Below are 24,537 nucleotides of genomic sequence, written 5' to 3'. Positions count from 1 at the left end.
CGTCCCCTTACCCCCAAAAACAGCAGACATGCATAAAAACGCTCTCAAAGCCCTTCTTGCCACGACTCTCTCCCTCGCAGCAATCAGCGCCGCCACCCCCGCCATGGCACAAGGCCTGAACGATCGCGGCGTTGCCGGTGACCGCTACGGCTACGCCCTGCACAACGGCAAGCGCGATCCGTTCACCGACGGCGCGCGCGTCAATGACCAGCGCGATCCCTTCACCGATGGCGCGCGCGTCAACGACCGGCGTGACCCCTTCACCGACGGCGCGAACCGCGCCACCGGCCTGGAAGTTGCAGGCCTGGACCGCAGTGGAGTCTCCGCGGCGCCGGCCCATCGCGGCGCGCGCGCTGCCGCCGCGGCCTGATCTGGCGGCGACACCACGCTGCGTGCTACTGATGCGCGCGCTCCGGTGCTAGATTGAGAAGGCGTGCCGCCGCCCGGCGTCGGCGCGCCTGACAAGCCACCCCACCAGACGCGAGGAGCCGCGCATGTCCCTTCCCCATCTTGCTTCCGGACAAATCGCCAGTGTGCTGCCCCTGGGCGTGCGGCTGGACCAGACCGCCACCCAGGCCCTGTTCAAGGAAGGTCCCCTCGAAGTGATGCGGCTGGTGCTGAAGGCCGGCAAGCATGTGCCCCCGCATGCGGTGGACGGACCCATGACCGTGCAATGCCTGGAGGGCGAGGTCCGCGTGCGCGTGGACGGCAGCGAACGCCAGCTGCGCCAGGGCGACCTGCTGTACCTGGGACCCTGCGTGCGCTACGACGTGACGGCGGTGTCGGATGCTTCGGTGCTGGTGACGATGGTGTTGCCGGGCAGCCTCTGAGCCTTCCCTAAGCCTCGACTGGCTGCCAGCGCGCGCTCGCCGCCACGAAGGCGTCGATCAGCGCCGCGACCGGCGCGCGGCGCAGCGCCGCTTCACGCACCAGCACACCCACCTCGCGATAGAGCGGCCCGCCCGGCAGCGGCACCTGCGCCACGCCGGCGGCCTCGCGCAGCGGCACCAGTTCGGCCGGAATGATGGCGCAGCCCAGGCCCGCCGCCACCATCTGCAGGATCACCGCCGGCTCGTCCAGTTCCATCCCTTCCCTGACCCAGAGCCGCTGCCGTTTCAGGTAACGGTCCACCAGCTGGCCGCCGGTGCTGTGGCGGTTGTAGCGGATAAACGGCAACGCCTCCAGCAGCGCGCGCAGTTCCTGCGGCGAGCCTACCGGCCCGATGCCGACGAAGCGCTCGCGCACCAGCGGCACCCACTTCAGGTCCGGCGGCAAACCCAGGCGCGGCCGGATCAGCACCGCCACATCGAGCTCGCGCGCATCAACCTGCGTCAGCAGCTGGGTCGACATGCCGGGCACCACGTTGACGTGCGAGTCCGGGAAGCGCTGGCGGAAGTGCCGCATCGCCTCGGCCAGCAAGGTAGCCTGCACCGTCGACACCGCGCCCAGCTCGACCGGCGCGGCATCGGCGTGCGGGCCGGCGCGGTCCTTCATCGCGGCATAGAGCTCGACAAAGCGCCGCGCCTCCGGCAGCAGCCTGCGCCCGGCTTCGCTGAGCGCGACCGACTTGCCGGTGCGCTCGAACAGGCGGCAGTCCAGTTCCTCCTCGAGGCGCCGGATCTGCGTGCTGACGGCCGACTGGGTCAGCGCCAGCCGTGCCGCCGCGGCGGAAAACGACCCGGTTTCGGCAGCCGTCAGGAAGGTCTGGAAGTAGCGGATCATCTATCGAAATCTTTGATGCTCAGGGCAAAAATGATTCGCTTCATATTACGGGTTGTGCTGACTACAATCAACGCGCAGGCCCGATCCCCGGCCCCGCCAGAATCTTCCCCTCCATCACAAGCCCCATGAACACGACTTCCACGATCCCCTTGTTCCACCTGGCGTTTCCCGTGCGCGACCTGGCCGAGGCGCGCAGCTTCTATGGCGGGTTGCTGGGCTGCCCGGAAGGCCGCAGCTCCGAGGCGTGGGTGGATTTCAACTTCTATGGCCACCAGGTGGTGGCGCACCTGTCGCCCGAGGAATGCGGCCACCGTGCCACCAGCGCGGTCGATGGCGACGACGTGCCGGTGCGCCATTTCGGCGCGATCCTGCCCATGGACCAATGGGAGGCGCTGGCCGAGCGCCTGCGCGCGGCCGGCACCCGGTTCGTGATCGAGCCGCACGTGCGGTTCAAGGGCCAGGTTGGCGAACAGGCCACCATGTTCTTCCTGGACCCGTCCGGCAACGCGCTTGAGTTCAAGGCCTTTGGCGACCTGAGCCAGGTGTTCGCGAAGTAAGCCGGCGCCAGTGCACGGTGGTCAGGCGATGCGGCGCATCGCCTCGCGGATGGGCTCCGCTTCCGTGGGGCGCACCAGCCTGGCCACTTCCTGGCCGTCGCGCAGGAACACCAGCGTCGGCCACAGCTTGATACGGAACGACCGGCCCAGCGGCCGTCCGCTGCCGTCTTCGATCTTCAGGTGGCGCAGATCCGGATGCACGGAAAAAGCCTCGGCCAGGGCCGGCTGCGCCCGCTGGCAATAGCCGCACCACGGCGCGCCGAACTCCAGCACGGTGGCGCCGGACAGCGTGTCCACTTCGGTGCGGGTCGGCTCGGTGGCGGCATAGTGTTGAGTCATCGGCATGGTGTTTCCTTTCGGTTGGCGCGTGATGGTATGCCTGCCAGATTTGTTCCAGGCCAGCGCGAGGCCGACCTGACGCGGGGCTACGGCGCCAGCATGCCGCATCCGCGACCCCAGCGTGTAATTTCTACGCCGCCGGCGCGATTTCCCACCATGACGGCAGCAGCGCCCGCACCTCGGCCGCGGCAAAGCGGTCATCGATCAGATACAGCACGCCCTGGTCCTGCTGCGTGCGAATCACCCGGCCCGCGGCCTGCACCACCTTGCGCAGCCCGGGATACAGGTAGGCATAGGCGTAGCCCCGGCCGAACGCCTGCTCCATGCGCGCGCGGAACTGCTCGTTGACGGCGTTGAACTGCGGCAACCCCAGCGTGGCGACGAAGGCGCCGATCAGGCGCTCGCCCGGCAGGTCGACACCCTCGGCAAAGGCGCCGCCGAGCACCGCAAAACCAATCCCCTCGCCCCCTTCCGCGAAGGCCGCCAGGAACGCCGCCTGCGCGGCTTCGTCCATGCCGCGCGCCTGGATCCAATGCGGGATGTCCGGGTGCGACCCGGCGAAGCGGGTGACGGCCTGCTGCAGGTATTCGTGGCTGCTGAAGAAGGCGAGGTAGTTGCCACGGCGTGCGCGGAACTGGTCCGCCATCAGCGCCACGATGGCCGGCAGCGACTGCTCGCGCCGCGCATAGCGGGTGGAGATGCGCGAGGCAATCCGCACCGCCAGCTGCTCGGCGCGGAACGGCGATGGTACTTGCACGCGCGCGCAGTCGGGCGGCAGGCCCAGCGTGTCGAGGTAATAGTCCGCGGGATCGAGCGTCGCGGAAAACAGCGTGACCGAATGCGCGGCGGCAAGGCGCGGGCGCAGGAACGGGGCCGGGATCACGTTGCGCAGGCAAAGCCGGGCGTGGTGACCGCGCCGGCGCGGCATGCGCTGGATATCGAACAGCGAATGCGCATCGAGCTGCTCGGCCAGGCGGGCGAAATGCAGCGCGTCAAAGTAGAAGCGCTGCAGCGCCGGATCGTAGGCGCCCGGATGCTCGGTCATGTAGGCCAGCGCCGCCGCACAGCATTCGTCCAGCGCGCGGCGAAAGGCCGCGGGCACTTCCGGCAGGACCTCGTAGGCATCATCACCCTGGCGTGCGAGGGCGCTCCACTGCCGCGCCAGCCGGGCTAGCGGCCGGGACATCGCGGCGGGCGCGCTGCGGCGCAGCTCGCGCAGCGCTTGCGGATCCAGCTCCGCGGTGTACATCGCGCGGCCGCGCTCGACCAGGTTGTGGGCTTCGTCCACCAGCACGCTGGCGCGCCAGCCATTGGCCACGGTCAGCGCGTACAGCATCGCGCTGCGGTCGAAGTAGTAGTTGTAGTCGGCCACCACTACGTCGCTCCAGCGCACCAGTTCCTGTGCCAGGTAGTAAGGGCAGATGGCATGTTCGCGCGCCAGTTCCCGCACCGCGGCGCGGTCGCGCACCGGCACGGCGCGGGCCGCTTCGCGCGCCGCGGGCAGGCGGTCATAGAAGCCGCGCGCCAGCGGGCACGATTCGCCATGGCAAGCCAGCTCCGGATGCTCGCAGGCCTTGTCGCGCGCCGTCAGCTCCAGCACGCGCAGCGGCTGCGCGCCGTGGCCGCGCAGGGCCGCGGCGGCGTGCAGCGCCACCCCGCGACCGGTGGAACGGGCCGACAGGAAGAACACCTTGTCGAGCCGCTGGCCCGGCATGGCCTTGAGCACCGGGAACAGTGTCCCGACCGACTTGCCGATGCCGGTGGGTGCCTGCGCCAGCAGGTGGCGCCCGGCGCGGTTGGCGTTGTAGACCGCCTGCGCCAGTTCGCGCTGGCCCGGCCGAAAGCCCTGGTGCGGAAACGCCAACTGCGCCAGCGCGGCATCGCGCGCCTGCCGGTGCGCCAGCTCGGCCTGGGCCCAGTGCAGGAAGCGCTCGCAGGACTGGACGAAGAACCCCTCCAGCGCCGGCGCGTCGAAATGCGCCACCACCGGGTGCTCGCGCTGGCTGACGATATCGAAATAGACCACCGCGATCTCCAGCCCGGGCAGCCCCAGCTTGCGGCACAGCAGGCAGCCATAGATCCTGGCTTGCGCCCAGTGCAGGTGGCGGTGGTTGTCCGGCACGGCGGCGTCGCCGCGGACCGTCTTGATTTCTTCCAGCCGGTTGGCAGCGGGATCGTAGCCGTCGGCACGGCCGCGTACGTGGAGCGGACCGAAATCCGCGGACAGCGCCACTTCCGCCTGATAGGCCGCGCCGCGACGGCTGGTCACCACGCCATGCCCCGCCACCCCTTCCTGCGCCGACGGCGTCGGCACGAAACGCAGGTCTAGGTCGCCCGCCTTGGCGGTGAACTCGCACAGCGCCCGCACGGCGACGACGTACGCCGGCTGCGCTGGCGCAGTGGGTGGTGCGGGCATGACGGGAGGGGGCGCGAGGACGGCGGGCACAGGCAATGGGCACAGCGAAAACTGTACAAATATACAGTAGCGGCCTGGCGAGGAACGCCCTTACCGCCCCACCGGCATAAAGAAAGAGCAAATCGTTATTTCCATGTGCCCCACGCGTCGCTCTATATTGTCCGGCTGACAAGACAACAAGCGCCTGCCAGCCCGGCAGCGGACACGACGGAGCCCGACCTTGACCTGCGGCATCACCCTTGGCGACACCCTTACCTGGTCCGCGCGCAACCTGCCGCGCAAGACCGCGCTGGTCAGCGGCATCGGCGCCGGGCGGCGCGCGTGGACGTATGCGCAGCTGGACGCCGAGGTCAACCGCCATGCGCAGGCCTTGCAGTCGCTGGGCATCGGCAAGGGCGACGTGGTGGCGGCCTTCCTCTACAACACGCCCGCCTTCGTCTTTGCGCTGCTGGCCACGGCCCGCCTGGGCGCAGTCTTCAACCCGGTCAACTACCGCCTGGCGGCGCAGGAGCTGGCCTACATCCTGAACGACGGCGGCGCCAGGGCGCTGCTGTTCGAACGCGAAGGCGCGGCCGTCGTGGAAAAGGCCGCCGAACTGGCGCCCGGCACCACGTTGCGCCTCTATGCCGACGCCGACCCGGCGCCCGCCTTCGCCACGCACCGGCTCGACACGCTGGCGGCAGGCCAGCCCGACACGCCGCCGACGGTGACGGTCGACGAGAACGACCCCTGCATCCTGATGTACACCAGCGGCACCACTGGCCGGCCCAAGGGCGTCATGCACACCCATCGCAGCAAGCTGCAGCACAACGCGATGATGCACCAGGCCATGATGCTGTCGCGCGAGGATGTGGGCCTGTCGATCGCGCCGCTGAACCACACCGCCGAGCTGCACACCAGCTTCCTGCCGCGCCTGCAGGTCGGCGCGACCCAGGTGCTGCAGCGCCGCTTCGATGCGGGCGAGGCCTGGCAACTGGTCGAAGCCGAGGGCGTCACGCACTTCTTCGCCGCGCCGACCATGGTCGGCATGCTGCTCGACCATCCGGACGCCGCAAACCGTGACCTGTCCTCGCTGCGGCTGGTGGAGTACGGCGGCGCTTCGATGGCGCCGCACCTGATCCGCGAATGGGACCGCAAGGTTGGCGCAGGGCTGGTGCAGGTCTACGGCACCACGGAAATGGGCCCATGCATGTCGGTGCTCTACCCGCACGAACAACTGAGCCGCGCGGGCTCGGCCGGCCTGCCGGCGCTGGGCCACGAGCTGGTGGTGGCAAGGCTGCGCGACGACGGCGCACCGACCGACCCGTCGCAGCCGTGCGCGCCGGGCGAAGTCGGCGAAGTGCTGGTGCGCGGACCATGCATGATGCAAGGCTACCTGAACCGCCCCGATGCTAATGCGCGGGCGCTGGCGCACGGCTGGTACCACACCGGCGACCTCGGCAGCGTGGACGTCGACGGCTACCTGTGGATCCGCGACCGTATCGACTACATGATCAATTCCGGCGCCGAGAACGTCTATCCGCGCGAGGTGGAAGACGCCCTGATCGAGCATCCCGGCGTGCTGGAAGTCGCGGTGCTGGGCGAGCCCGATCCCACCTGGGGCCAGGTCGTCGGCGCCTACGTGGTGGCGCGCGGAGAGGCCGCGCTGAGCGCGCAACAGCTCGATGCCTTCCTGCTGCAAGGCGACCGGCTCGCCGCCTACAAGCGGCCGCGCCGCTACCATTTCGTTGAGGCACTGCCCAAGACCACCAGCGGCAAGATCCAGAAACACCTGCTGCGCGCCGGCGGCGCGGCGTGATCGTGCCTCAGGCCAGGCGCGCGTCGTACTGCCAGCGACGCACCTTGGTATAGGCCAGCCGCCCGGCATCCGCGTGCAAGGGATTGACCAGCACGTTGGACTCCTCGGGAATCACGATCGAGGGCACCAGCAGCAAGGCGCTCGTGCCCGCGCGGACCCAGGCCTCGCCGGTGTCGAGGCTGGTCTTGCCCGCGGGAATGGCATCCCAGCCGACCGGCGCGCTGGCAGCCGTCAAGCGCCCTGCCGCGGCCCACAAGTCGTCGGGAATATCGATGCGGACCAGGTAGCGGTTCAACGGCAGGCCGGCCGAGCCCAGGTGGACCAGCGTTTCCAGGCAAGCCAGCGCGATGCTCGAGGCGGCGTAAATGAGGGGCGTGCCCTGCCGGTTCCAGCGCCCTCCGGTCGCCTTGGCGCCGGCGCCGCTGGCATCGTCCGCGGTGTAGAGGGGCGTGTCGGTCGCGATGCGCCAGGCCTGCCTCAAGCGTAGGCCCCGCTCTGCATCCTGGCCACCAGGTCGGAGACGATGCGCTGGCCCGCGACGGTATCCATCAACTCGGCGGGGCGTTGGCCGCCCAGCGCCGGCGACGGCTGCTCCAGCCATTGCGCCACCCACTGCGCCGCATTGAAGTCGCGCGCATCGCCCGAGCTTTCCACCAGCGCCTGCACCTGGCCAACCAGCCGCACCATGCCCAGCACGCGCTCGCTCTGCTCGCTCGACAGGTTCTGGTGCGCGCGTGCCTTGCGGTCGACGGTGGCACGCGGCAAGTCCAGCGTCTTGATCAGCTGTTCCTTGCTCGTACCCATCGATTCGGCCAGCCGGTTGAGGTCGGAAGCCGGCACGCCCTCACGGATGGCGTGGATCACCGACATGGCGCCTTCGGTCGACAGCGTGGCCTCGTAGACGGCCAGATAGCTATTGACGCTGAGCTCGCGGGCGGCCCGGCGTTCGTGTGCGAGCGGATAACGGCCTTCGGGCGTGAGCATGCGCGGCATGGCAGACCTCATCAAATGAGCCTTCAGTATAGCTCAATTGAGCCCCGTCAGCATGCCCTGCGCTGTGCTCGTTGTCGGAAGGCACGGTCGGCCTACAACCCCCGGCCGCGCCGTCGTCCCTTGCCGACGGAGAGCGCGATGCGGGCCGGACGGCTCCGCCGGGGCGGCGTTGCCACAGCCGCGGCTTCGGCAGGCACCGCGCCGGCTTGCTCGCGATACTCCGCAAGCAGGCTCTCACGTTGGCGCACCCGTTCTTCCAGCACCGCAATCGCCTGGCCGAGCCGGGTCATCTCGCTGCCCTGGCGCGACGCCGCCTCGGCGGCCCGGCTTAGTCGCTCGACCGCCGCCTTGCGTTCGGCCTCGAGCAGCTTTTGCGCTTCCCTGGCGGCCACGCGCGCCGCATCGAGTTCCAGCGCCATGCGGCGCTCGTTGGCGGCGGTGCGCTGCATCAGCGTTTCGCGCTCCTGGTCCCATGCCGCGCGCTGGGCATCGAAGTCGTTCTGCATGGCATGGCGCGCGGCCAGCGCGGAGGCATGCTCCGCGCGCAGCGCTTCGGCTTGCTGCTGCCATGCGGCCGCAGCGGTTTCGCCACGCGCTGCGCGCTCGGCCGCCTCGTCGCGCGCCCGCGTCAGTTCCGCCATTGCTGCCTCCGCGCCTTCCATCCGCGCCTGCATGACCTGGCGTTCCTGCGCCAGCGCTTCGCGCTCCTGCTGCAGCGCCGTGCTCGCTTCCACCAGTGCGGCTTCCCGCTGCGCCAACGCGGCCTCGGCCGAGGCTCTGGCGCTTTGCAGCGCCGCCTCCCACAGGTAACGCGCGGCCTCCGTGACGGGCTCGGGGCAGCCTGGCGCCGGCGCGAAACCCTGCGGATCCTGGATCCGCCCGCCCAGTGCAGCAAACCAGGCATCCAGGTGCGGACTCACCGTGTTGGGCGACCCTCGCCCCAGATGCAGGCGGATGCGTTCGATGGTCGGCCGCTGGCCGGCCTTGAGCAGGCTGTCGGCGGCTTGCCAGACGTCGTCGCGGGTAATGCCTCTGCTGCGGAGCGTTTCCATGGTGAGATCCGGCTAATTCCTCAAAAGTCACAAATAAGGTTCGATAATGAAGAATTATCGGTTGTTATTGTCTATTTATGTATGATATATTACAGCATACATCATATTTCATATGATCAAAATCCGAGACGCCCACGAGGCCTATTTCCCGCCGATTCCTTCCGATGTCGACTTACCGGCCCCGCTCCGCACGTCCCAACTGGATCCTCTCGCCGAGCAGGCGGCCAACGCGTTGCGCCAGGAAGGCGAATCCCGAAACACGGTGGCAAGCTACCGCTCCGCATTGCGCTACTGGTCTGCCTGGTATGCCCTGCGCTACCGGCAGCCAGTGCGGCTTCCGCTTGCGTCCGCCGTCGTTATCCAGTTCATCGTCGACCACGCCACGCGCCAGACGCCGCAGGGCCCTGTCTGCGAGATGCCGGCCGCGATCGACCAGGCGCTGGTCGCTGACGGATGCAAGGCACGACCCGGCCCGCCCGCGCTGTCCACGCTGACCCACCGGCTCGCGGTCATCGCCAAGGCCCACCAGCTGCAAGGCCTGCACAACCCATGCGCCGATGCCGGCGTGCGCGAACTGATGGCCAGTACCCGGCGCGCCTATGCGCGCCGCGGCCACCGCCAGGCACGCAAGGCCGCCCTGACGCGCGCGCCGCTGCTGCGTCTGCTCGATACCTGCGATGGCTCGCTGGCCGGGCTGCGCGACCGCGCGCTGCTCCTGTTCGCGTGGGCCAGCGGCGGGCGTCGCCGCTCCGAAGTCGCCCGCGCCACCATGGAAAACCTTACGCGCGTGGGGCCCGGGGACTTTGTCTATGTGCTGGGCTGGTCGAAGACCAACCAGTCCGGCATCGAGCACGCCGATACCGCCAAGCCCGTCACCGGCGCCGCCGGGCGGGCGCTCGAGGCATGGCTGGCCGCCGCGGGGATCGAGCACGGTCCGCTGTTTCGCCGCATCCGGCGTGGTGGGCATGTGGGAGAAGGCTTGTCGGATGCGGCGGTCAGCCGCATCGTCAAGGCGCGTTGTGCGCTGGCAGGGCTGGACGGCGACTATTCCGCGCATTCGCTGCGCTCGGGCTTTTGTCACGGAAGCGGCGGCGCAGCAAGTGCCGCTGGCTGAAACCATGGCCATGACCGGCCATGCCAGCGTCTCGACGGTGGTCCGTTATTTCCGCGCGGCCGATGCACGGCGCTCGCGCGCGGCCGACCTGCTGGCACCCGATGCGAGCGACAGCCCCTGAGCGACTCGCCATGTCCGCCAACCATGCGCCGGGGCCGGCGCAAATACGGGTATTTCGCTAGCCGGCGCCTCTGGCTCGCCCCGCGGGGCCTGCCTATACTGGCAGGCGCGCGGGACAGTGCCGGCACAGGCCGGACGCCGCGCACGGAACATCCGGCAGACAGTCACCGCCGCGCAAGCGCTGGCGGTACAGGCGCGCGACGACGCGCCGCTGCGCGGACCCGATCAAGTGGAAACGCGGAGATGGGCATGCCCAACGAACAATTCCTCGCCACGCAGGAAACGCGCCGCTCAGGGCTGAAGGCCTTGCGGGCGGCCCTGCTGCAGGTTCACAAGGAAGTCATCGGCTATGACCGGGCCCAGTACGAACGCCTGAACGGTCCGATTCCGGCCGGCCTGTTTGTCCAACTGGTGACTGAAGACAACTACTTCCGCTGGCTCGACCCGCTGTCGCGCCTGATCATCGAGATCGACGAAGAGCTCGAGGCCAAGGAACACCACGACGACACCTGCCGTGCCGTCGGGCGCGCCGCCGAAAAACTCTTCAGCGACGGGGCCGACCCCGCGTTCCGCAAGCGCTACCAGGAAGCGCTGCAGGACGAGTCCGGCGTTATCGTCGCGCACGGGCGGCTGATGTCCGTCATCGGGCAACTGCGCCAGCTGCCCTAGCGCGCCCGCGCGTCCGGACGCCTTGGTCCGGACGCCTGCTTTCCTCGCGCTTTACTTGCCCTTACTTGCCCGGCTTCGACTTGCCGGGCCGGCGCGGCACGTCGGTGTCGATCGCGACCGGGTCGCTGGCGGGGAAGGTGTCCTTCAGCGCCTCATCCAGTTCGCGCTCGATCAGTTCGTCGCTGGATGGCTGCTGCGCTGGCTTCGTCGGTTGGGGCGGGTGTTTCTGTGCGGACTTGCTCATGGCGATAAGGCTCCGTTGGCGACCGTGAACCGATGGTAACCCTGGCGGCCCGGCGTTGCCATGCGCAGGCCCACCGCTCAGTGGCCTCTGCCGCCACCTCCTCTGCCACCCCCGTGCCCGCCGCCATGCCAGCCACCCCGCCCGCGGTGGCCATGGCCGTGCCAGTGGTGACCACCGCGTCCGCCGCCGCCATAGATGAAGGCGAAGCTGCCATAGGCAGGCCACGGGCGGTAGTACGGATAGCCGTATGCCGGATAGACGGGATAGGCCGGGTAGGTCTGGTAGTACGGCGTCGACACCGTGTAGGCGGGATATGCCGGATACGGGTCGCCGGCGTACGGGTACGCCACGCACCCGGCTAGCGCGGTCGCCACGAGGATCACTCCGATTCCGTATTGCATGATGCCCCTCCCATCGTCAGCGCGCTCAGCCTGCCAGACCTGGCCGGCACGCAAGTTAGACCGCGCTCCCGGCCCTGCATTCCGGTGAACCGCACCCGCCCGACGCGCGGCCCAAGCCATGGCCGGGCGGGTGCCTATATCGGGACAAAACAAAGGCATATTTAAGAAGTGTCCGATATTCAGATGAGAATCAACGGAATACATTGTTCTTGCACCCGACCCTGGGTGCCCGATCGAGCCAGGTTGCCCCCCTTCCTGGCTCCTTACGTTGCCACGATGGTCCCCGCCATCGTGGCATTTTTTTGTGCCGCGATTTATGCCGCGATTTATGCCGCGATTTCGGGCTACAGGCCCTTCTCGACCATCTCGAGCACGCGCTGTCCCAGTATCTCCGCCTGCTCGCTGGCGCGGCTGCGCAGCGGGCCGTCGATCAGCAGGATCGCCAGGCCGTGCACGGCCGACCACGCGAGATATTCGGCCCCCGGGCGGCGCTCGGCCGGCAGCACCCCCGCCTCCACCAGCTGGTCCAGCGCCGCGCCCAGCAACTGGAACGGGTTCAGGCCGCTGTTGCCGGCCTTGGCCGGGTCGGCGTCGTCTTCCACTTCATCCGGGACCGAGAATGCCGTGCGGAACAGGCCGGTTTCCGTGAGGGCAAAACGGAGGTAGCCCGTGCCGACCGCGCGCAGGCAGGCACGCGCATGCGCGGCGGCGCCACGGCCCGGGCGCAGCCCGCCGATTTCGGCTTCCATGGCGATCGCCAGCGAAGACAGGGCCGAGGCCCGCACCGCCTGCAGCAGGTCTTGCCGGCTGGCGAAATGGCGGTACGCGGCATTGGGCACCACGCCGGCGCGCCGCGTCGCTTCGCGCAGCACGATAGCGTCGGGGCCGCCCTCGCGTGCCAGGTCGATGCCGGCGTCGAGCAGCGCGCGACGCAGGTCGCCATGGCGGTAGGTCGCCCGTGCGGGCGGTGCGGAGGCCTCCCGGTTCATGCGGGCCTCCCGGAAAACGAATGACGGTTCATGATGTGCAGAGTCTTATAGTGAACAGTGTACACAATCAAACTGTCACAAGCTTGTTGCATCTGCGATGACAAGGGTCCGGCAGGCCGCGGCTCAGAGGATCGGCGCGAACAGCGAGGCGACGTGCATCGCCACGCGCAGCGGCGCCGGTGCGGCGAGGAACTCGTCCAGCCCGACCCGACGGGCCTGCGCGAAGTCGGCCTCGAGCATTGCCGCCACCTGCGCCGCAAAGCCCTGGTCGGCCGTCATCACCATCAGCTCGAAATTGAGGCGGAACGAGCGGTTGTCGAGGTTCGCGGTGCCGATGGCGGCGGCCTCGTCGTCGATCAGGATCACCTTCTGGTGCAGGAAGCCGGGCTGGTAGCGGTAGATCTTGATGCCCGCGGCAATGGCCTTGTGGGCGTACAGCGTGGAGGCGGCATAGACCACCAGGTGGTCCGGCCGCGCCGGGATCAGGATGCGTACATCGACGCCGCGCAGCACCGCCAGCCGCAGCACCGCGAACACGGCCTCGTCCGGAACGAAATACGGCGACGTGATCCACAGCCGGTGGCGCGCCGACTGGATTGCCTCGACAAAGAACAGGGAGCAGGTTTCCTGCGCATCGGCCGGCCCCGACGGCACCACCTGGCAGGTCATGCTCCCGCCCGCCTCCGGCGGCGGCATCAGCAGATGCGGCACCTCGCGCGCGGCCCAGTACCAGTCTTCGGCAAAGGCCATCTGCAAGTCCAGCACGGCACTGCCGCGCAGCGCGATATGGGTGTCGCGCCAGGGCGCCAGCGGCGGACGCTGGCCCAGGTATTCGACACCGACATTGTGGCCGCCGATGAATGCTTCGCAGCCGTCGACGACCACCAGCTTGCGGTGGTTGCGGAAATTGAGCTGGAACCGATTGACGAAACCGCGATGCGTGGAAAACGCCCGCGCCTCGACCCCGGCATCGAGCAACGTGCGCACGTAGCGGCGCGACATCGCGTGGCAGCCGATGCGGTCGAACAGGAAGTACACCTTGACGCCAGCCTGCGCGCGCTCGCACATGATCGCCTGCAGGCGCCGGCCCAGCGCATCGTCGTGGACGATGAAGAACTGCACGATCAATACCTGCCTGGCGCGCGCCATCGCCGCGAAGATCGCCTCGAAGGTCTGCTCGCCGTCGATGAGCAGGCGCACATCGTTGTTGGCCAGGCACGGCATGCCGGTCAGGCGCGGCAGCGCGCGCATGCAGGCCTGCACCGGCGCGTGGACCACGCAGGCGCTGCGGGCCTCGCGCTCGCGCGGGGTCATGCCGTGGCGGATTTCGCGCAGCCGGTCGTCGTTGAAGCGTCGTGCGTCGACATAGCCGGCGAAGGTGCTGCGCCCGAAGATCAGGTACGGCACCAGGGTGAAGTACGGCATCATCAGCAGCGAGCCGGCCCAGGCAATCGCGCCCGGCGCGGTGCGCACCGTCATGACGGCATGCAGCGCGGCCACCACGCCTACGACGTGAAAGGCCAGCACGATGATGGCGATGACACTCGGGCTCTGCAGCATCGGTGGGCTTGTGTCCGCTGACCGGGTCGCGATGCGCGCTATTTTGGCACAGCACGGTCCGGATGTTGGCGCCCGCTTGTGCGCAGCCAGCCGGAGCTGCCTTCTTTTTTGGCAGGCCGATGGCATCACGGTGCCAGGCCGCCGTCAGGGCAGCATGCCCCCGTTTGTCCACAGGAACTGTGGACAACTTTCCGTAGCGCCTGGCAGCTGCCGCAGCTTCACCATCGACTCCGCTTCGATCACCGCAAACCGCAAGAATCGAAAGATATTTCAGCAATGTCTGATTGTTTTTCGGACCGCACTTTTAATACGCTTTCTGGCTAGGCAACGCGGTGCCATCGAGGTGTCGCGGCCAGGGCTGTCCGACCGCGGCCCCGGCGTTCATTGCCGGCTTTCGCCTTACGGTTCGTACTCCTGCCCTGTGGTCCGCCTCCGATGAATATTGCGCTGCTCATGGGCTTTTCGCCCCAACTCCGTACCGTGGCCGAGCTGCTGGAGGGCGCCGGCTTCCGTTGCCGCGTGTTCGAGACCGGCCGCGAGCTGATCCACCGCATCAGCCAGGAGCTGTACGACATGCTGCTGATCGACGATACCCTGCCCGACCTGCCGGCGCTGGAAGTTGTGCGCGCGGTGCGCACCGCGCGCTCGCGCGATGTGCCGATCATCCTGCTGGCTGCCGATAACAGCGAAGACAAGCTGGTCGATGCGCTCGACGCCGGCGCCGACGACTACGTTTGCCGCCCGCTCAATGCGCGCGTGCTGATGGCGCGCATCACGGCATTGCGCCGGCGCGTGACCGGCGAGCGCGTGCGCCAGGGCCTGGTGGTGCAGGCCGGCCCCTACCAGCTCAACAGCATGGGGCGCTTCGCCACGCTGCACGGCGAGCGCATCGCCATGACGCCGAAGGAATTCGACCTGGCCATGATGCTGTTCTCGAACGTGGGCCGCGTGCTGGCCGCCGAGCGCATCCAGCAGGCGATCTGGCGGCATGAGCTGCCACCGCTGTCGCGGGCGTTGGCGGGCCTGATCTCGCGGCTGCGCAAGACCCTGCGCATCGGCGTGGCCAACGGCATTGTCATCACGGTGGTCTACGCGCACGGCTACCGGCTCGACGTGCTCGAAGAGAGCATCGCGCCAAGGCTGCCGAAGCCGCCGATGCGGACCACCATGCCCGGCCCCTCGGGCACCTGAGCCGCTACGCCGGCAGCGTCTGCGCCAAGGCCAGGAAGTCGAGCACGGCCATGCCGTCGGCGGAACGCTTGGCCTCCCGCTTGGCCGCTGCCGCCGCGGCGCCGATCTGCTGGCTGCCCAGGCGCTGCAGGCCGGCGACACCCTCGCCGCTGACGCATACCACCCCCACCGCCATCGACACCGGAGGAAAGAACACCGGCCGCCCGTGCCGGTCTTCACCATGCATGCCGCCGGCGGCGCGGTCGGGCGGCGCATACATGGCGCGCGCGGCATCGTTGAAGCGCAGGATCGCCGCCCGCATGCGCTCGGCCCAGTCGGCGCTCTGGTACAGCACCAGGAAATCGTCGCCGCCTACGTGGCCCAGGAAGTCGCGGGCCGGGTCGCACGCCTCGGCCAGGATCGCGGCCGCGCCCTTGAGCATCTCGTCGCCTTTCCAGTAGCCGTATTTGTCGTTGAACGGCTTGAAGTGGTTCAGGTCGACATAGCAGGCATGGAACTCGCTGGCGGCCTCGATCAGGCGCTCGATGTGCTGGTTCAGCGGGATATTGCCCGGCAGGAAGGTCAGCGGATTGGCGTAGCGCGCCGCTTCCATGCGCACCTCGGTGATCGCCCGGATCAGGTCCGCGCCGGTGCCGAGCCCGATATAGCGGCCCTGGTCGGTGATGACAAAGCCGTCGGCCAGCGAGCGCGTGTTCTCGCCCGAAAGGATCTGCGCCATGTCCTCCAGGCTGGCGCGCTGGTCGAAGCAGGCCGGATCGCGGCTGGCCATGGCGATGCAGGCCTTCTTGCCATAGAGCTCGCGATGGAACGGCGCCGCATAGCGGTCGATAAACGCCTGGCGACCGATGATGGCCAGTGGCCGCCCCTCGTCATTGACCACCGCCACCGCCTGCAGCTCGGGCTGGTGCTGGAAGGTGCGCAGTACCGCATCGTTGCTGGCCGACGGCGATACCGTCGGCGCCGGCCGCAGCAGCCGTCCAGCGGTGATGCCGGACCAGCCCGAGCGCACCATCTGCGGAAACACGGCAATGCGGCGCGATGCCAGCGCCTGCCGTACATGCAGCGCGGCCTGCGCCGCCGGTTGCGCCACCGGCCGTCCCACGTAATAGCCCTGGGCACCGGTCACGCCCAGGTCGCGCACCACGGCCAGTTCATCTTCGTCTTCAATGCCTTCGGCGATCACGCGCCCGCCAAAGGCGCTCATCATGCGCAGCAGCGCGCGCAGGATCTCCAGCCGGCGCGAGCACGATGCGATGCCGCGCACCAGCGACTTGTCGATCTTGACGAAATGCGGCGACAGGTGCGCGAGCAAGTCCAGGTTGGCGTGCCCGGTGCCGAAATCGTCGAGCGCGTACTGCATGCCGAGCTCGCGCAGCACCGCCATGGCCACGCCAAAACTGGCGGCATCGCCGATCGGGGTCTGTTCGGTGACCTCGATCACCAGCAGCGACGGGGCAATGCCGGCTTCGAGCAGGGCCGCCATCAGCCGCCCCCGGTCCGCCAGCAGGTGGCGCAAGGTCTGCGGGCTGAAATTGAGGAAGAGCTTGCCGGGCAGGTCGAAGCCCCGCCAGGCGACCAGCGCGGTGCGGGCCGCTTCCACTTCCAGCGCGATGGTGGCGGGAACGCCCTGCGCCAGCCGGAACAGCGCGTCAGGGGCCGCCCAGGGCGAGCCCACGGGCCCGCGGATCAGTGCTTCGTAGCCGAGGATGGCGCCGCTGTCCGCCTGCACGATGGGCTGGAACACGGCGTGCAGCGGCGGCAGACGCGCCGGCGCAAGCACGGCCCCGCCCGGGACAACGCTGGCTGCGTCAGGCGCGGGATCGTACTGGAACGTGGCGACAGTCAGGCCATTCATAGAGAGCAAGCGGAGGGATGGTGCGGCAGCGGTCAGGGCGCAGTGCGGCCCACATTGCATGACATCCACATGACAGCACGATGACAGTCCATATTGGGAGGATGTCACGTTGGCGTCACGTTGATCGACGACGATCCGTGCGCCGCGGCGACCGTCCCGTACAGAGGACAGCGCGCGCGGCGAATCGGGTCAAGCCCGGGCTGCGCAGGCCAGTCACGCCTGTGCGCCCGTCTGGAGTCATCTCCGTGCTGCAAGTTTTCAAGACATCCCTGCCCGGCCAGCGTCGGGCAGTCGCCCCCGCGCGCTGGCTGGCGCGGCTGGGCCGCCTGCCTCTGGTGGCGCGCCTGTGCGCCGCCTTCGCCCTGGTCTACCTGTTCGGCGCCGCGGTCGGCCTGACCGGCATCGCCAACCTGGTCTCGATCAAGGCGCGCACCGATACCCTGTACCAGCACGACATGCATGGCGCGATCTCGGCAGAGCGGGCGCAATCGGCGCTGGCCGCGCTCGGGCGTGGCCAGCTGGCGCTGACCATGGCCACCAGCAGCACCGAGCGCGACGGCGCCGCCGACGAGATCGCGGCGGCGCTGTCACAGCTCGATGCGGCACTGGCCGGCGTGCAGCGTGCCGCCCCGGCTCAGGCGGCGCCACTGCTGCGCGAACGCCAGCGCGCCAGTGAGCTGGTCCAGGCCTACGTTGCGTTGCTGCGCAAGCAGCCGCTGGATCCGCTGCAGTTCGACAGCGCGGTCTCGGTCGATGGCCATTTCGTCACCGAGCAGCTGCAGCGGCTCAGCAGCCAGGTCGAGGCCGTACGCCGTCAGCAGGAGCAGCAGGCCGCCGCCACCGTTGCCAGCGTTGCCGCAAGCCAGCTGCGCGCGCAGGCGTGGATGGCGGCCCTGCTCGGCGCCAGCCTGCTCGCTGCCGTCGCGCTGGCTTGGATTGCCGCGCGCAGCTTGCGCGCCGAACTGGGCGGCGAGCCGCGCGATGCCGCCGACATCGCCCGCCGCATTGCCGCAGGCGACCTGACCGCCCCGATCGCGCTGCGCCCCGCGGACCACAGCAGCATGCTGCACCATGTGGCCAGCATGCGCGACCAACTGGCCGGCGTACTGGCGCGCATCCAGGCCAGTGCCCACGAGATCACCGCGGCCAGCCAGCAGATCGCGGCGGGCAACCAGGCCCTGTCGGCACGCACCGAGCAGCAGGCCAGCGCGCTCGACGCCACCACCGACAGCATGCAGGCGCTGGCGGCGCACGTCGCCGCCGCGCACGCGCAGGCCACCGAATCGAGCGAGATGGCCAGTGCCGCGCGCGCCGCCACCGACGACGGCGCGGCCGTGGTGCAGCGCATGCGCGGCGCCATGGACGCCCTGCACGGCCATTCGCGCCATATCGCCGAGATTGTCGGTGTGATCGAAAGCATCGCGTTCCAGACCAATATCCTCGCGCTGAACGCCGCCGTGGAAGCGGCGCGTGCGGGCCCGGCGGGCCGCGGCTTTGCCGTGGTGGCGCAGGAAGTGCGCGCGCTGGCACAGCGCAGCGCCGAGGCGGCGCGCGAGATCGGCGGCATCGTCGGCAATGCCACGCACGAGATCCAGCAAGGCGCCAGCCTGAGCGGCAGCGTGGTGGCGGCGATGGACCGCATTGCCGCCACGGTGGGCCACAGCCATGCGCTGGCCGAGGGATTGCGCACGCTCGCGGACGAGCAGGCCGACAGCGTGAAGGACGCCGGGCAGGCGGCGGCGCAACTGCGCCAGACGGCCCAGCAGAACGCTGCGCTGGTCGACGAACTGGCGGGCCAGGCGGCGCGGCTCGACCAGCAGGCCGCGGCGCTTGCCGGCGATGTCGCGCGCTTTCGATTCCAGCAGCCGTGAGCAGGCCGACGCGACCAAGATGTGTCGGGTCGAAACATTTGTCATGACGACGTAACCGGCATTTACGTCTTCCGCGACGAAGTTACAGATATGTTGCAACTGAACCAGCCCCGGTAACGTGACAGCCCGGTTGCGGCGAGTAACCTTGCTTCACACCAACTGAACTGGCACCCGCACAGGAAACCATGGCTGAACGACTCATCATGCTGGACGTACCCGGCGTCCTGTACTCCGACCGCTCCCGCGCCCGCCTCGGCGGCATTCCGGATTCGGGCACGCCGCGCGACGTGAGGTTTTTCGACCCGGTCGCGCTTGGGTTCGTGCGCAGGCTGTTCGGCGTGGCTGGCGCCCGTGTGGTGGTATCCGACGCGTGGCGCCGGGGCACCCCCGCCGCCGTCCTGCAACAACTGGACCTGCAGGTCGAAGCCATGACGCCGCCGGTCGCAGGCGGCCACGGCGCCGAGATCGAAGCGTTTTTCGCCGAAGGAGCGCGCCCGGTCCATTACGTGATCCTGTCCTGCGCCGCGGCGGAGTCGATGCCCGAGGCGCTGCGCGAGCATCTGGTCACGGTCGACCCGGCCGTGGGCCTGACCCTGGAAAATTTCCAGCAGGCGCTGGATATCCTGGGCGTGGCCTGCCCGTCGACAGTCATGCCGGCGCCGAAGCTCGATGCCGGACTCAAGGCCAAGCTGGAGCAACTGCAGCAACTGGCACGGGACAACCCTGCCCGTTTCGGCAGCGCGCTGGCGCCGGCGCGCGAAGTAACAGCCGTCCACGCCTGAGCCGACGCTGCCATGCAGTCCCCGACGGGGCGCCCACGGGCGCCCCGTCTTGCGTCCGCCGATCCTGAACGCGCGATGCAAAGGGCCCGGCTTCGTCGCGCCGACGTATACGCGTGGCAGTGATCCCGTATCATGCTCGCTGTCGCCGGCCCCATGCCGGAGCTTTGTGCCAGGACCCGCCATGCCTCACCTCGTCATCGAACTGACCGAAAACACCCGTCTGAACTGCTCGCAGGAAGAACTGCTGGATGAGGCCAATGCCGCCCTGCTGGCTTCCGGCCAGTTCCAGGAGGCGGATATCAAGTCGCGCTGCATCACGCTGTCGACCTACCGCCAGGGCATCGATGCCGTCGAGCGGGCTTTTGTCCATGCGCGCCTGTCGATCCTGGACGGGCGCGATACCGCCGTGCGCCAGGCGCTGGCGCAGGCGGTCTGCGATGTGATTGCCGAAGCCGTACGCTCCGGTGGCGGCACCGGCCAGAACGTGCAGGTGTCAGTGGAAGTCTGCGAGATGGCGCGCGCCACCTACGCCAAGCAATTGGTGGCCTGATCCGCCGCGCCGTCGGGCGGCCGCCCAATAAAAAACCCGCGGCCGTTGCGGCCGCGGGCGGAAGCTTCAGGAAGACTCCGGAAGCTCTGTCATGGGGAGCGCCCCCGCACCCATGACGTAGTCGATTCTAGGTGGGCGACATGGCCACCGACTTGACCTGGATTAAACACTGCCGGATTGGTGCTGGCGGCTATAAAAAAAAAAGGAGCCTGCAAGCGGCTCCTTTTCTTTCTGGACAACTGGCGCAGATCAGGCTGCGGCGTCCTTCAGCTTCTTCAGCGGACGGACCTTGACCTTGACGCTGGCCGGCTTGGCCGGGAACCAGCGCTCTTCACCGGTGAACGGGTCCTTGCCGAAGCGCTTCTTCTTGGCCGGCACTTGCTGCGCCGTGACCTTCAGCAGGCCGGGCAGCGTGAACTCGCCAGCGCCCTTCTTGTTCAGCGCGCCGACGATGGTGTTTTCCAGGTGGGCCAGCACCGTCTTCACGGTCTTGGCTTCCAGTTCAGTCTGGGCTACCAGGTGAGCGACCAGGCTCGACTTGTTGAAGGTGTCCTTCAGCGGGCGCGCAACGGGCGCAGCGGCGGGAGCAGCCTTCTTGGCCGGCGTGGCCTTCTTGGCGGCAGCCTTCACGGGTGCCTTGGTTGCCGCAGCCTTCTTGGCGGCGGGCTTGGTTGCAGTCTTCGCGGTCGGTTTCGCTTTGGTCGCCATATCGATATTCGTAAGTTGAACAGATGGATGCCGGCAGGAGTCATGCATTGCTTCTCAGCGTTGCGCAATCGCCTGATCGACGCCCACTGAATCATAGCGGAAAGTGCCCTAAGTCAAGGGGTTTTCATGCATGCGACACGCAAAACCCGTTGAAAACCCCGGGTTTTGTCGCGGCTTTGCCTCAGTCGAGCGCGAAAACGGCCTACGTCCCCCCGTTTTGGCATTCCAAGGACCGGCGCGGCAGCCCTTGATCAGTGCGCTCGGGCGGCCATGGCCTCGCGCGTTTCGCGGGCCAGGCCCAGCGCAAACGCAGTTTCGGCGACCAGGAACAGCGGGCCGATCAGCAGCCCGATCAGGTCGTCGACGAAGGCGGGCTTGCGCCCCTCGTAATAGTGGCCGATGAACTGGATCACCCATCCCACCACGAACAGGCCTATGCCGATCGCAAGCCACCAGCTCGTCGGCATCGCCGCGATATGCGCGCCAGCGTAGAGGAACACCGCGAGGATCAGCGCCATGGCCACGCCGAAGCCCAGCGACAGGCGCAGGTAGAACAGGCACGACAGGATATACAGCAGCATGGCCGGCGTCAGCACGGCGCTGCCATCGCCGAGAGCCAGCGCCGGGCGCGCCAGCAACGTGGTCACGGCCAGCACGATCATCGGGATGCCGATGAAATGCGTGAAGACGTTGCGCGGATCGCGATGGTAGGCGGCGTAGTTGGCGAGATGTTCGATCAGGGTTTTCACGGGGCGTCTCCTGGACTGCGCTATGGTGCGCGCGCGGCTGGCGCGAGGTGGATTTATAGTAGTGGGCGCGCACCGGCCGGTCTGTCAGGTTTTTGACATTCCGCCGGGTGCCCGGACATGGAGAGCGGGGTGCGGCTGGCGCGCCCGCCACACTCCGCTCTCCTCGCCCCACACGACCCCAAGACGCAGCCCCCAGACACCATGTCCAGTCCGATGTTGCCATGCAGCGACCCGCTCGCCGCGGTACGCGCGGGCGCGTGGTTCAGCCAGTTGCCGCCGGCGCTGCGGCAGGCGCTGCTGGACGACGGCAGCCTGCGCCGGCTGGTCGCCGGCGAGACCCTGTTTGCGCGCGGCGACCACTTCGATGGCCTGTATTGTGTCGCCAGCGGCACCATGCAGATCCACGCCAGCGGCGAATCGGGAAAGGCCGCGGTGCTGGGCCTGCTCGAACCCGGCACCTGGTTCGGCGAGATCTGCCTGTTCGATGGCCTGCCCCGCACCCATGACGCGCGTGCGGCCAGCGCCGCCACGCTTTGGCATGTGCCGCGCACCGCCCTGGCGCAGCGCCTCGCGCTGCAGCCGGCATGGTGGCAGGCGTTCGGGCAACTCCTGGCGGCCAAGACCCGCGAGGCCTTCCACTACGTCGAGGAAGCGCAGCTGCTGCCGCCGCCGGCACGCGTCGCGCGCCGGCTGGCGGCGATCGCGCATGGCTACGGCAACCTGCCGGACGGCAGTGCCACGCGGCGGGTGCGCATTGCGCAGGAGCAGCTGGCGCAGATGCTGGGCCTGTCACGCCAGACCGTGAACCACGCGCTGCGCGAGCTGGAAGCGCACGGCCTGCTGCATCTTCAATATGGCGGCATCGAACTGCTCGACCTGGCCGCGCTGGAAACGCTCAACTGATCGCACCGTACCGGAGCCCCATACACCATGACTATCCTGGACGCCTCCCAACTGGACGCCTGGCTGGCGCGCCTCGGCATCGCCGCGCCACCCTCGCCGACACTGCAGGCGCTGGACGCAGTGCTGGCCGCGCACCTGGCCAGCATTCCGTTCGAGAACCTCGACCCGCTGCTGCGCCGCCCCGTGCGCATCGACCTCGACGCCGTGTTCGACAAGCTGGTCACGCGCCGGCGCGGCGGCTACTGCTTTGAACTCAATACGCTGCTCAGCGCCGGGCTGGGCGCGCTGGGCTACGAGGTCACGCCGCTGGCCGCGCGCGTGCGCTGGGGCGTGCCGGACGACGTGCCGACCATGACCTCGCACATGCTGCTGCGCGTGGAAGTGGCGCACCGCAGCTATCTGGTCGATGTCGGCTTCGGCGGCCCCACGCCGTTCCGTGCGATGCCGCTGTCCGAACCGGCCGACGATGGCTTTCCCTACCGGCTTGCGCCCTCCCCGGCGCAAGCCGGCACCAGCGCATTCCACAGCTACGACCTTCAGGCACGCGGCGATGCGGGCTGGATCCCGGTCTACCGTTTCGACCTGACGCCGCAGCCGCCGATCGATTTCGAGGCACGCAACTGGTATGTCTCGACGCACCCGGACAGCGTCTTCCTGCAGCGCCTGATGGCCGCGCGCACCGATGGCGGCACGCGCGTGACGCTGGCCAATGGCGAGCTGGCCGAGCGCGCCCCGGACGGCAGCGTGCGCCGCACGCACCTGCAGCATGCCGACGCCGTGGTGCAGGCCCTGTCGGAACGCTTCGGCATCGTGCTGGACGACGAGCTGCGCCAGGGCCTGATGGCTGCGCTGCCTGGCTTGCTGGCGCCTGCGACGGCATCCGCCGGCGGCTGAATTGCAGCTGGCTGGCAGCGGCTGCGCACTGCAGCATCGGCGCCATGCACGGCGCGCATTGCCGGCAGAAAGAATGCTGATAAGGCCTGTAACCGCCACCCGGCGCTGTGGACGCGGCCATGGCCGCGCCACATAATGTCCCGGCGATGCCGCCTGCGGGCGCGTCCGCAGGACAACAGCGCGGCACCCCGCCGCCAGCACAAGCCGGCCAGCATCGCTGACGCCGGCACAGCCATACAGGAGACTCCATGTCATTGTTCGATCTGACGGGCAAGGTTGCCATCGTCACGGGCTCTTCGCGCGGCATCGGCCGCGCCATCGCCGAGCAGATGGCCGTACAGGGCGCCAAGGTCGTGATTTCCTCGCGCAAGGCCGAGGCCTGCCAGGAAGTGGTGGATGCGATCAACGCCCGCCATGGTGACGGCACCGCAATCGCGGTCCCGGCCAACATCTCTTCGAAGGACGACCTGCAGCGGCTGGTCGACGAGACCAACCGCGCCTTCGGCAAGATCGACGTGCTGGTCTGCAATGCCGCGTCCAATCCGTACTACGGGCCGATGAGCGGCGTCTCGGACGACCAGTTCCGCAAGGTGCTGGACAACAACGTCATCTCCAACCACTGGCTGATCCAGATGGTGGCGCCGCAGATGATCGACCGCAAGGATGGCTCGATCATCATCGTGTCGTCGATCGGCGGCCTGCGCGGCTCGCCCACCATCGGCGTCTACAACATTTCCAAGGCCGCCGACTTCCAGCTGGCGCGCAACCTCGCGGTCGAGTTCGGGCCGCACAACGTGCGCGTGAACTGCATCGCGCCGGGGCTGATCAAGACCGACTTCGCGCGTGCGCTGTGGGAAGACCCCGAGCGCTACAAGCAGTCCACCCAGGGCGCCCCGCTGCGCCGCATCGGCGAGCCCATCGAGATCGCCGGCGCGGCCGTGTTCCTGGCCTCCGCGGCCAGCACCTTCATGACCGGCCAGGCCATGGTGGTGGACGGCGGCGTGACCATCTGATCTTCAGTCGCAAGCGTTGCCAGGCGGCCGGCGCTGACTGCGCTGGC

25 protein-coding genes and 1 pseudogene are annotated in these 24,537 nt (G+C 68.6%); 13 read left to right on the top strand and 13 right to left on the bottom strand.

Features of this window, described 5'->3' with window-relative positions:
* The first annotated feature begins 28 nt into the window (after positions 1–28).
* Together ACEI37_RS00470 and ACEI37_RS00465 are read left to right on the top strand one after the other, a co-directional pair.
* The gene (locus tag ACEI37_RS00470) at positions 29–370 is read left to right on the top strand and encodes a hypothetical protein (protein ID WP_373376814.1); all 342 of its coding nucleotides are present in this window, start codon (positions 29–31) and stop codon (positions 368–370) included.
* A gap of 124 nt (positions 371–494) precedes the next feature.
* Positions 495–830, top strand: coding sequence for a cupin domain-containing protein (locus ACEI37_RS00465; RefSeq protein ID WP_018004579.1), 336 nt, complete (start codon positions 495–497; stop codon positions 828–830).
* A 7-nt stretch (positions 831–837) separates the two neighbouring features.
* Here ACEI37_RS00465 and ACEI37_RS00460 read toward each other — a convergent pair whose 3' ends face one another.
* A complete protein-coding gene (locus tag ACEI37_RS00460; protein ID WP_373376813.1) occupies positions 838–1,722 on the bottom strand; it encodes a LysR family transcriptional regulator in 885 nt (294 codons plus the stop codon).
* Between the two features lie 125 nt (positions 1,723–1,847).
* Here ACEI37_RS00460 and ACEI37_RS00455 point away from each other — a divergent pair, with 125 nt between their 5' ends.
* Positions 1,848–2,279, top strand: a complete 432-nt coding sequence (locus ACEI37_RS00455) for a VOC family protein (protein ID WP_115683006.1) — start codon at positions 1,848–1,850, stop codon at positions 2,277–2,279.
* Between the two features lie 21 nt (positions 2,280–2,300).
* Here the strand turns inward: ACEI37_RS00455 and ACEI37_RS00450 are convergent, their stop codons facing one another.
* Positions 2,301–2,624 carry a thioredoxin family protein gene (locus tag ACEI37_RS00450; protein WP_111521599.1) on the bottom strand — a complete coding sequence of 108 codons (324 nt, stop codon included), beginning with the start codon at positions 2,622–2,624 and terminating at the stop codon, positions 2,301–2,303.
* A gap of 124 nt (positions 2,625–2,748) precedes the next feature.
* Positions 2,749–5,034, bottom strand: coding sequence for an ATP-dependent DNA helicase (locus tag ACEI37_RS00445; protein WP_373376812.1), 2,286 nt, complete (start codon positions 5,032–5,034; stop codon positions 2,749–2,751).
* 220 nt (positions 5,035–5,254) lie between these two features.
* Here ACEI37_RS00445 and ACEI37_RS00440 point away from each other — a divergent pair, with 220 nt between their 5' ends.
* On the top strand, positions 5,255–6,832 hold the full coding sequence (locus tag ACEI37_RS00440; protein ID WP_373376811.1) for a fatty acid--CoA ligase: 1,578 nt from the start codon (positions 5,255–5,257) through the stop codon (positions 6,830–6,832).
* Positions 6,833–6,839: 7 nt separating this feature from the next.
* Here ACEI37_RS00440 and ACEI37_RS00435 read toward each other — a convergent pair whose 3' ends face one another.
* From ACEI37_RS00435 to ACEI37_RS00425, 3 genes are all read right to left on the bottom strand, one after another.
* On the bottom strand, positions 6,840–7,313 hold the full coding sequence (locus ACEI37_RS00435) for an RES family NAD+ phosphorylase (RefSeq protein ID WP_373376810.1): 474 nt from the start codon (positions 7,311–7,313) through the stop codon (positions 6,840–6,842).
* Positions 7,310–7,825, bottom strand: a complete 516-nt coding sequence (locus ACEI37_RS00430; protein ID WP_373376809.1) for an antitoxin Xre-like helix-turn-helix domain-containing protein — start codon at positions 7,823–7,825, stop codon at positions 7,310–7,312. Before ACEI37_RS00430 ends, ACEI37_RS00435 begins: the two co-directional genes overlap by 4 nt.
* Before the next feature lie 92 nt (positions 7,826–7,917).
* Positions 7,918–8,877: a DNA-binding protein gene (locus tag ACEI37_RS00425; protein ID WP_373376808.1), complete on the bottom strand. Its 960-nt coding sequence runs from the start codon at positions 8,875–8,877 to the stop codon at positions 7,918–7,920.
* A gap of 112 nt (positions 8,878–8,989) precedes the next feature.
* Between ACEI37_RS00425 and ACEI37_RS00420 the strand changes: the two are divergent.
* Both ACEI37_RS00420 and ACEI37_RS00415 read left to right on the top strand, forming a co-directional pair.
* Positions 8,990–10,112 (top strand): annotated as a pseudogene (locus ACEI37_RS00420) (site-specific integrase).
* 242 nt (positions 10,113–10,354) lie between these two features.
* Complete coding sequence (locus ACEI37_RS00415; RefSeq protein WP_092316998.1) at positions 10,355–10,780, top strand: hypothetical protein; 426 nt, start codon at positions 10,355–10,357, stop codon at positions 10,778–10,780.
* Positions 10,781–10,841: 61 nt separating this feature from the next.
* Here the strand turns inward: ACEI37_RS00415 and ACEI37_RS00410 are convergent, their stop codons facing one another.
* The 4 genes from ACEI37_RS00410 to cls form a co-directional block, all read right to left on the bottom strand.
* On the bottom strand, positions 10,842–11,024 hold the full coding sequence (locus ACEI37_RS00410) for a hypothetical protein (protein ID WP_373376807.1): 183 nt from the start codon (positions 11,022–11,024) through the stop codon (positions 10,842–10,844).
* A 77-nt stretch (positions 11,025–11,101) separates the two neighbouring features.
* Positions 11,102–11,425 (bottom strand): hypothetical protein, encoded by a 324-nt coding sequence (locus tag ACEI37_RS00405; RefSeq protein ID WP_373376806.1) that lies wholly within the window; start codon positions 11,423–11,425, stop codon positions 11,102–11,104.
* Positions 11,426–11,769: 344 nt separating this feature from the next.
* The gene (locus ACEI37_RS00400; protein ID WP_062803149.1) at positions 11,770–12,414 is read right to left on the bottom strand and encodes a TetR/AcrR family transcriptional regulator; all 645 of its coding nucleotides are present in this window, start codon (positions 12,412–12,414) and stop codon (positions 11,770–11,772) included.
* Between the two features lie 123 nt (positions 12,415–12,537).
* On the bottom strand, positions 12,538–13,974 hold the full coding sequence (cls, locus tag ACEI37_RS00395) for a cardiolipin synthase (RefSeq protein ID WP_373376805.1): 1,437 nt from the start codon (positions 13,972–13,974) through the stop codon (positions 12,538–12,540).
* 453 nt (positions 13,975–14,427) lie between these two features.
* Here cls and ACEI37_RS00390 point away from each other — a divergent pair, with 453 nt between their 5' ends.
* Positions 14,428–15,165, top strand: a complete 738-nt coding sequence (locus tag ACEI37_RS00390; protein ID WP_373376804.1) for a response regulator transcription factor — start codon at positions 14,428–14,430, stop codon at positions 15,163–15,165.
* A 4-nt stretch (positions 15,166–15,169) separates the two neighbouring features.
* Here the strand turns inward: ACEI37_RS00390 and ACEI37_RS00385 are convergent, their stop codons facing one another.
* A complete protein-coding gene (locus ACEI37_RS00385; RefSeq protein WP_373376803.1) occupies positions 15,170–17,020 on the bottom strand; it encodes an EAL domain-containing protein in 1,851 nt (616 codons plus the stop codon).
* Positions 17,021–17,265: 245 nt separating this feature from the next.
* Here ACEI37_RS00385 and ACEI37_RS00380 point away from each other — a divergent pair, with 245 nt between their 5' ends.
* The 3 genes from ACEI37_RS00380 to ACEI37_RS00370 all read left to right on the top strand — a co-directional run bounded on the left by ACEI37_RS00380 (position 17,266) and on the right by ACEI37_RS00370 (position 20,223).
* Complete coding sequence (locus ACEI37_RS00380) at positions 17,266–18,891, top strand: methyl-accepting chemotaxis protein (RefSeq protein ID WP_373376802.1); 1,626 nt, start codon at positions 17,266–17,268, stop codon at positions 18,889–18,891.
* Positions 18,892–19,076: 185 nt separating this feature from the next.
* Positions 19,077–19,673 (top strand): HAD domain-containing protein, encoded by a 597-nt coding sequence (locus ACEI37_RS00375; RefSeq protein WP_373376801.1) that lies wholly within the window; start codon positions 19,077–19,079, stop codon positions 19,671–19,673.
* A gap of 181 nt (positions 19,674–19,854) precedes the next feature.
* On the top strand, positions 19,855–20,223 hold the full coding sequence (locus ACEI37_RS00370) for a 5-carboxymethyl-2-hydroxymuconate Delta-isomerase (protein WP_026163988.1): 369 nt from the start codon (positions 19,855–19,857) through the stop codon (positions 20,221–20,223).
* A gap of 249 nt (positions 20,224–20,472) precedes the next feature.
* Here the strand turns inward: ACEI37_RS00370 and ACEI37_RS00365 are convergent, their stop codons facing one another.
* Both ACEI37_RS00365 and ACEI37_RS00360 read right to left on the bottom strand, forming a co-directional pair.
* Positions 20,473–20,931 carry an HU family DNA-binding protein gene (locus ACEI37_RS00365; RefSeq protein ID WP_026163989.1) on the bottom strand — a complete coding sequence of 153 codons (459 nt, stop codon included), beginning with the start codon at positions 20,929–20,931 and terminating at the stop codon, positions 20,473–20,475.
* Positions 20,932–21,182: 251 nt separating this feature from the next.
* Entirely contained in the window at positions 21,183–21,680 is a 498-nt protein-coding gene (locus ACEI37_RS00360) for a DUF962 domain-containing protein (protein ID WP_373376800.1), read from the bottom strand.
* Between the two features lie 201 nt (positions 21,681–21,881).
* Between ACEI37_RS00360 and ACEI37_RS00355 the strand changes: the two genes are divergently transcribed.
* The 3 genes from ACEI37_RS00355 to ACEI37_RS00345 all read left to right on the top strand — a co-directional run bounded on the left by ACEI37_RS00355 (position 21,882) and on the right by ACEI37_RS00345 (position 24,490).
* On the top strand, positions 21,882–22,583 hold the full coding sequence (locus tag ACEI37_RS00355; RefSeq protein WP_373376799.1) for a Crp/Fnr family transcriptional regulator: 702 nt from the start codon (positions 21,882–21,884) through the stop codon (positions 22,581–22,583).
* A 27-nt stretch (positions 22,584–22,610) separates the two neighbouring features.
* Entirely contained in the window at positions 22,611–23,477 is an 867-nt protein-coding gene (locus tag ACEI37_RS00350) for an arylamine N-acetyltransferase (RefSeq protein ID WP_373376798.1), read from the top strand.
* A 248-nt stretch (positions 23,478–23,725) separates the two neighbouring features.
* The gene (locus ACEI37_RS00345) at positions 23,726–24,490 is read left to right on the top strand and encodes an SDR family oxidoreductase (RefSeq protein ID WP_111521579.1); all 765 of its coding nucleotides are present in this window, start codon (positions 23,726–23,728) and stop codon (positions 24,488–24,490) included.
* The last annotated feature ends 47 nt before the right edge of the window (positions 24,491–24,537 follow it).

This window comes from Cupriavidus nantongensis (assembly GCF_041726985.1).
Classification (GTDB): domain Bacteria; phylum Pseudomonadota; class Gammaproteobacteria; order Burkholderiales; family Burkholderiaceae; genus Cupriavidus; species Cupriavidus nantongensis_A.
This window is presented reverse-complemented; position numbering and strand designations above follow the sequence as displayed.

Excerpts from the sequence above, each read along its gene's own strand:
- ACEI37_RS00470 (WP_373376814.1), top strand. The coding sequence starts at position 29 with ATGCATAAAAACGCTCTCAAAGCCCTTCTTGCCACGACTCTCTCCCTC.
- ACEI37_RS00465 (WP_018004579.1), top strand. The coding sequence starts at position 495 with ATGTCCCTTCCCCATCTTGCTTCCGGACAAATCGCCAGTGTGCTGCCC.
- ACEI37_RS00460 (WP_373376813.1), bottom strand. The coding sequence starts at position 1,722 with ATGATCCGCTACTTCCAGACCTTCCTGACGGCTGCCGAAACCGGGTCG.
- ACEI37_RS00455 (WP_115683006.1), top strand. The coding sequence starts at position 1,848 with ATGAACACGACTTCCACGATCCCCTTGTTCCACCTGGCGTTTCCCGTG.
- ACEI37_RS00450 (WP_111521599.1), bottom strand. The coding sequence starts at position 2,624 with ATGCCGATGACTCAACACTATGCCGCCACCGAGCCGACCCGCACCGAA.
- ACEI37_RS00445 (WP_373376812.1), bottom strand. The coding sequence starts at position 5,034 with ATGCCCGCACCACCCACTGCGCCAGCGCAGCCGGCGTACGTCGTCGCC.
- ACEI37_RS00430 (WP_373376809.1), bottom strand. The coding sequence starts at position 7,825 with ATGCCGCGCATGCTCACGCCCGAAGGCCGTTATCCGCTCGCACACGAA.
- ACEI37_RS00425 (WP_373376808.1), bottom strand. The coding sequence starts at position 8,877 with ATGGAAACGCTCCGCAGCAGAGGCATTACCCGCGACGACGTCTGGCAA.
- ACEI37_RS00415 (WP_092316998.1), top strand. The coding sequence starts at position 10,355 with ATGGGCATGCCCAACGAACAATTCCTCGCCACGCAGGAAACGCGCCGC.
- ACEI37_RS00410 (WP_373376807.1), bottom strand. The coding sequence starts at position 11,024 with ATGAGCAAGTCCGCACAGAAACACCCGCCCCAACCGACGAAGCCAGCG.
- ACEI37_RS00405 (WP_373376806.1), bottom strand. The coding sequence starts at position 11,425 with ATGCAATACGGAATCGGAGTGATCCTCGTGGCGACCGCGCTAGCCGGG.
- ACEI37_RS00400 (WP_062803149.1), bottom strand. The coding sequence starts at position 12,414 with ATGAACCGGGAGGCCTCCGCACCGCCCGCACGGGCGACCTACCGCCAT.
- cls (WP_373376805.1), bottom strand. The coding sequence starts at position 13,974 with ATGCTGCAGAGCCCGAGTGTCATCGCCATCATCGTGCTGGCCTTTCAC.
- ACEI37_RS00390 (WP_373376804.1), top strand. The coding sequence starts at position 14,428 with ATGGGCTTTTCGCCCCAACTCCGTACCGTGGCCGAGCTGCTGGAGGGC.
- ACEI37_RS00385 (WP_373376803.1), bottom strand. The coding sequence starts at position 17,020 with ATGAATGGCCTGACTGTCGCCACGTTCCAGTACGATCCCGCGCCTGAC.
- ACEI37_RS00375 (WP_373376801.1), top strand. The coding sequence starts at position 19,077 with ATGGCTGAACGACTCATCATGCTGGACGTACCCGGCGTCCTGTACTCC.
- ACEI37_RS00370 (WP_026163988.1), top strand. The coding sequence starts at position 19,855 with ATGCCTCACCTCGTCATCGAACTGACCGAAAACACCCGTCTGAACTGC.
- ACEI37_RS00365 (WP_026163989.1), bottom strand. The coding sequence starts at position 20,931 with ATGGCGACCAAAGCGAAACCGACCGCGAAGACTGCAACCAAGCCCGCC.
- ACEI37_RS00355 (WP_373376799.1), top strand. The coding sequence starts at position 21,882 with ATGTCCAGTCCGATGTTGCCATGCAGCGACCCGCTCGCCGCGGTACGC.
- ACEI37_RS00350 (WP_373376798.1), top strand. The coding sequence starts at position 22,611 with ATGACTATCCTGGACGCCTCCCAACTGGACGCCTGGCTGGCGCGCCTC.
- ACEI37_RS00345 (WP_111521579.1), top strand. The coding sequence starts at position 23,726 with ATGTCATTGTTCGATCTGACGGGCAAGGTTGCCATCGTCACGGGCTCT.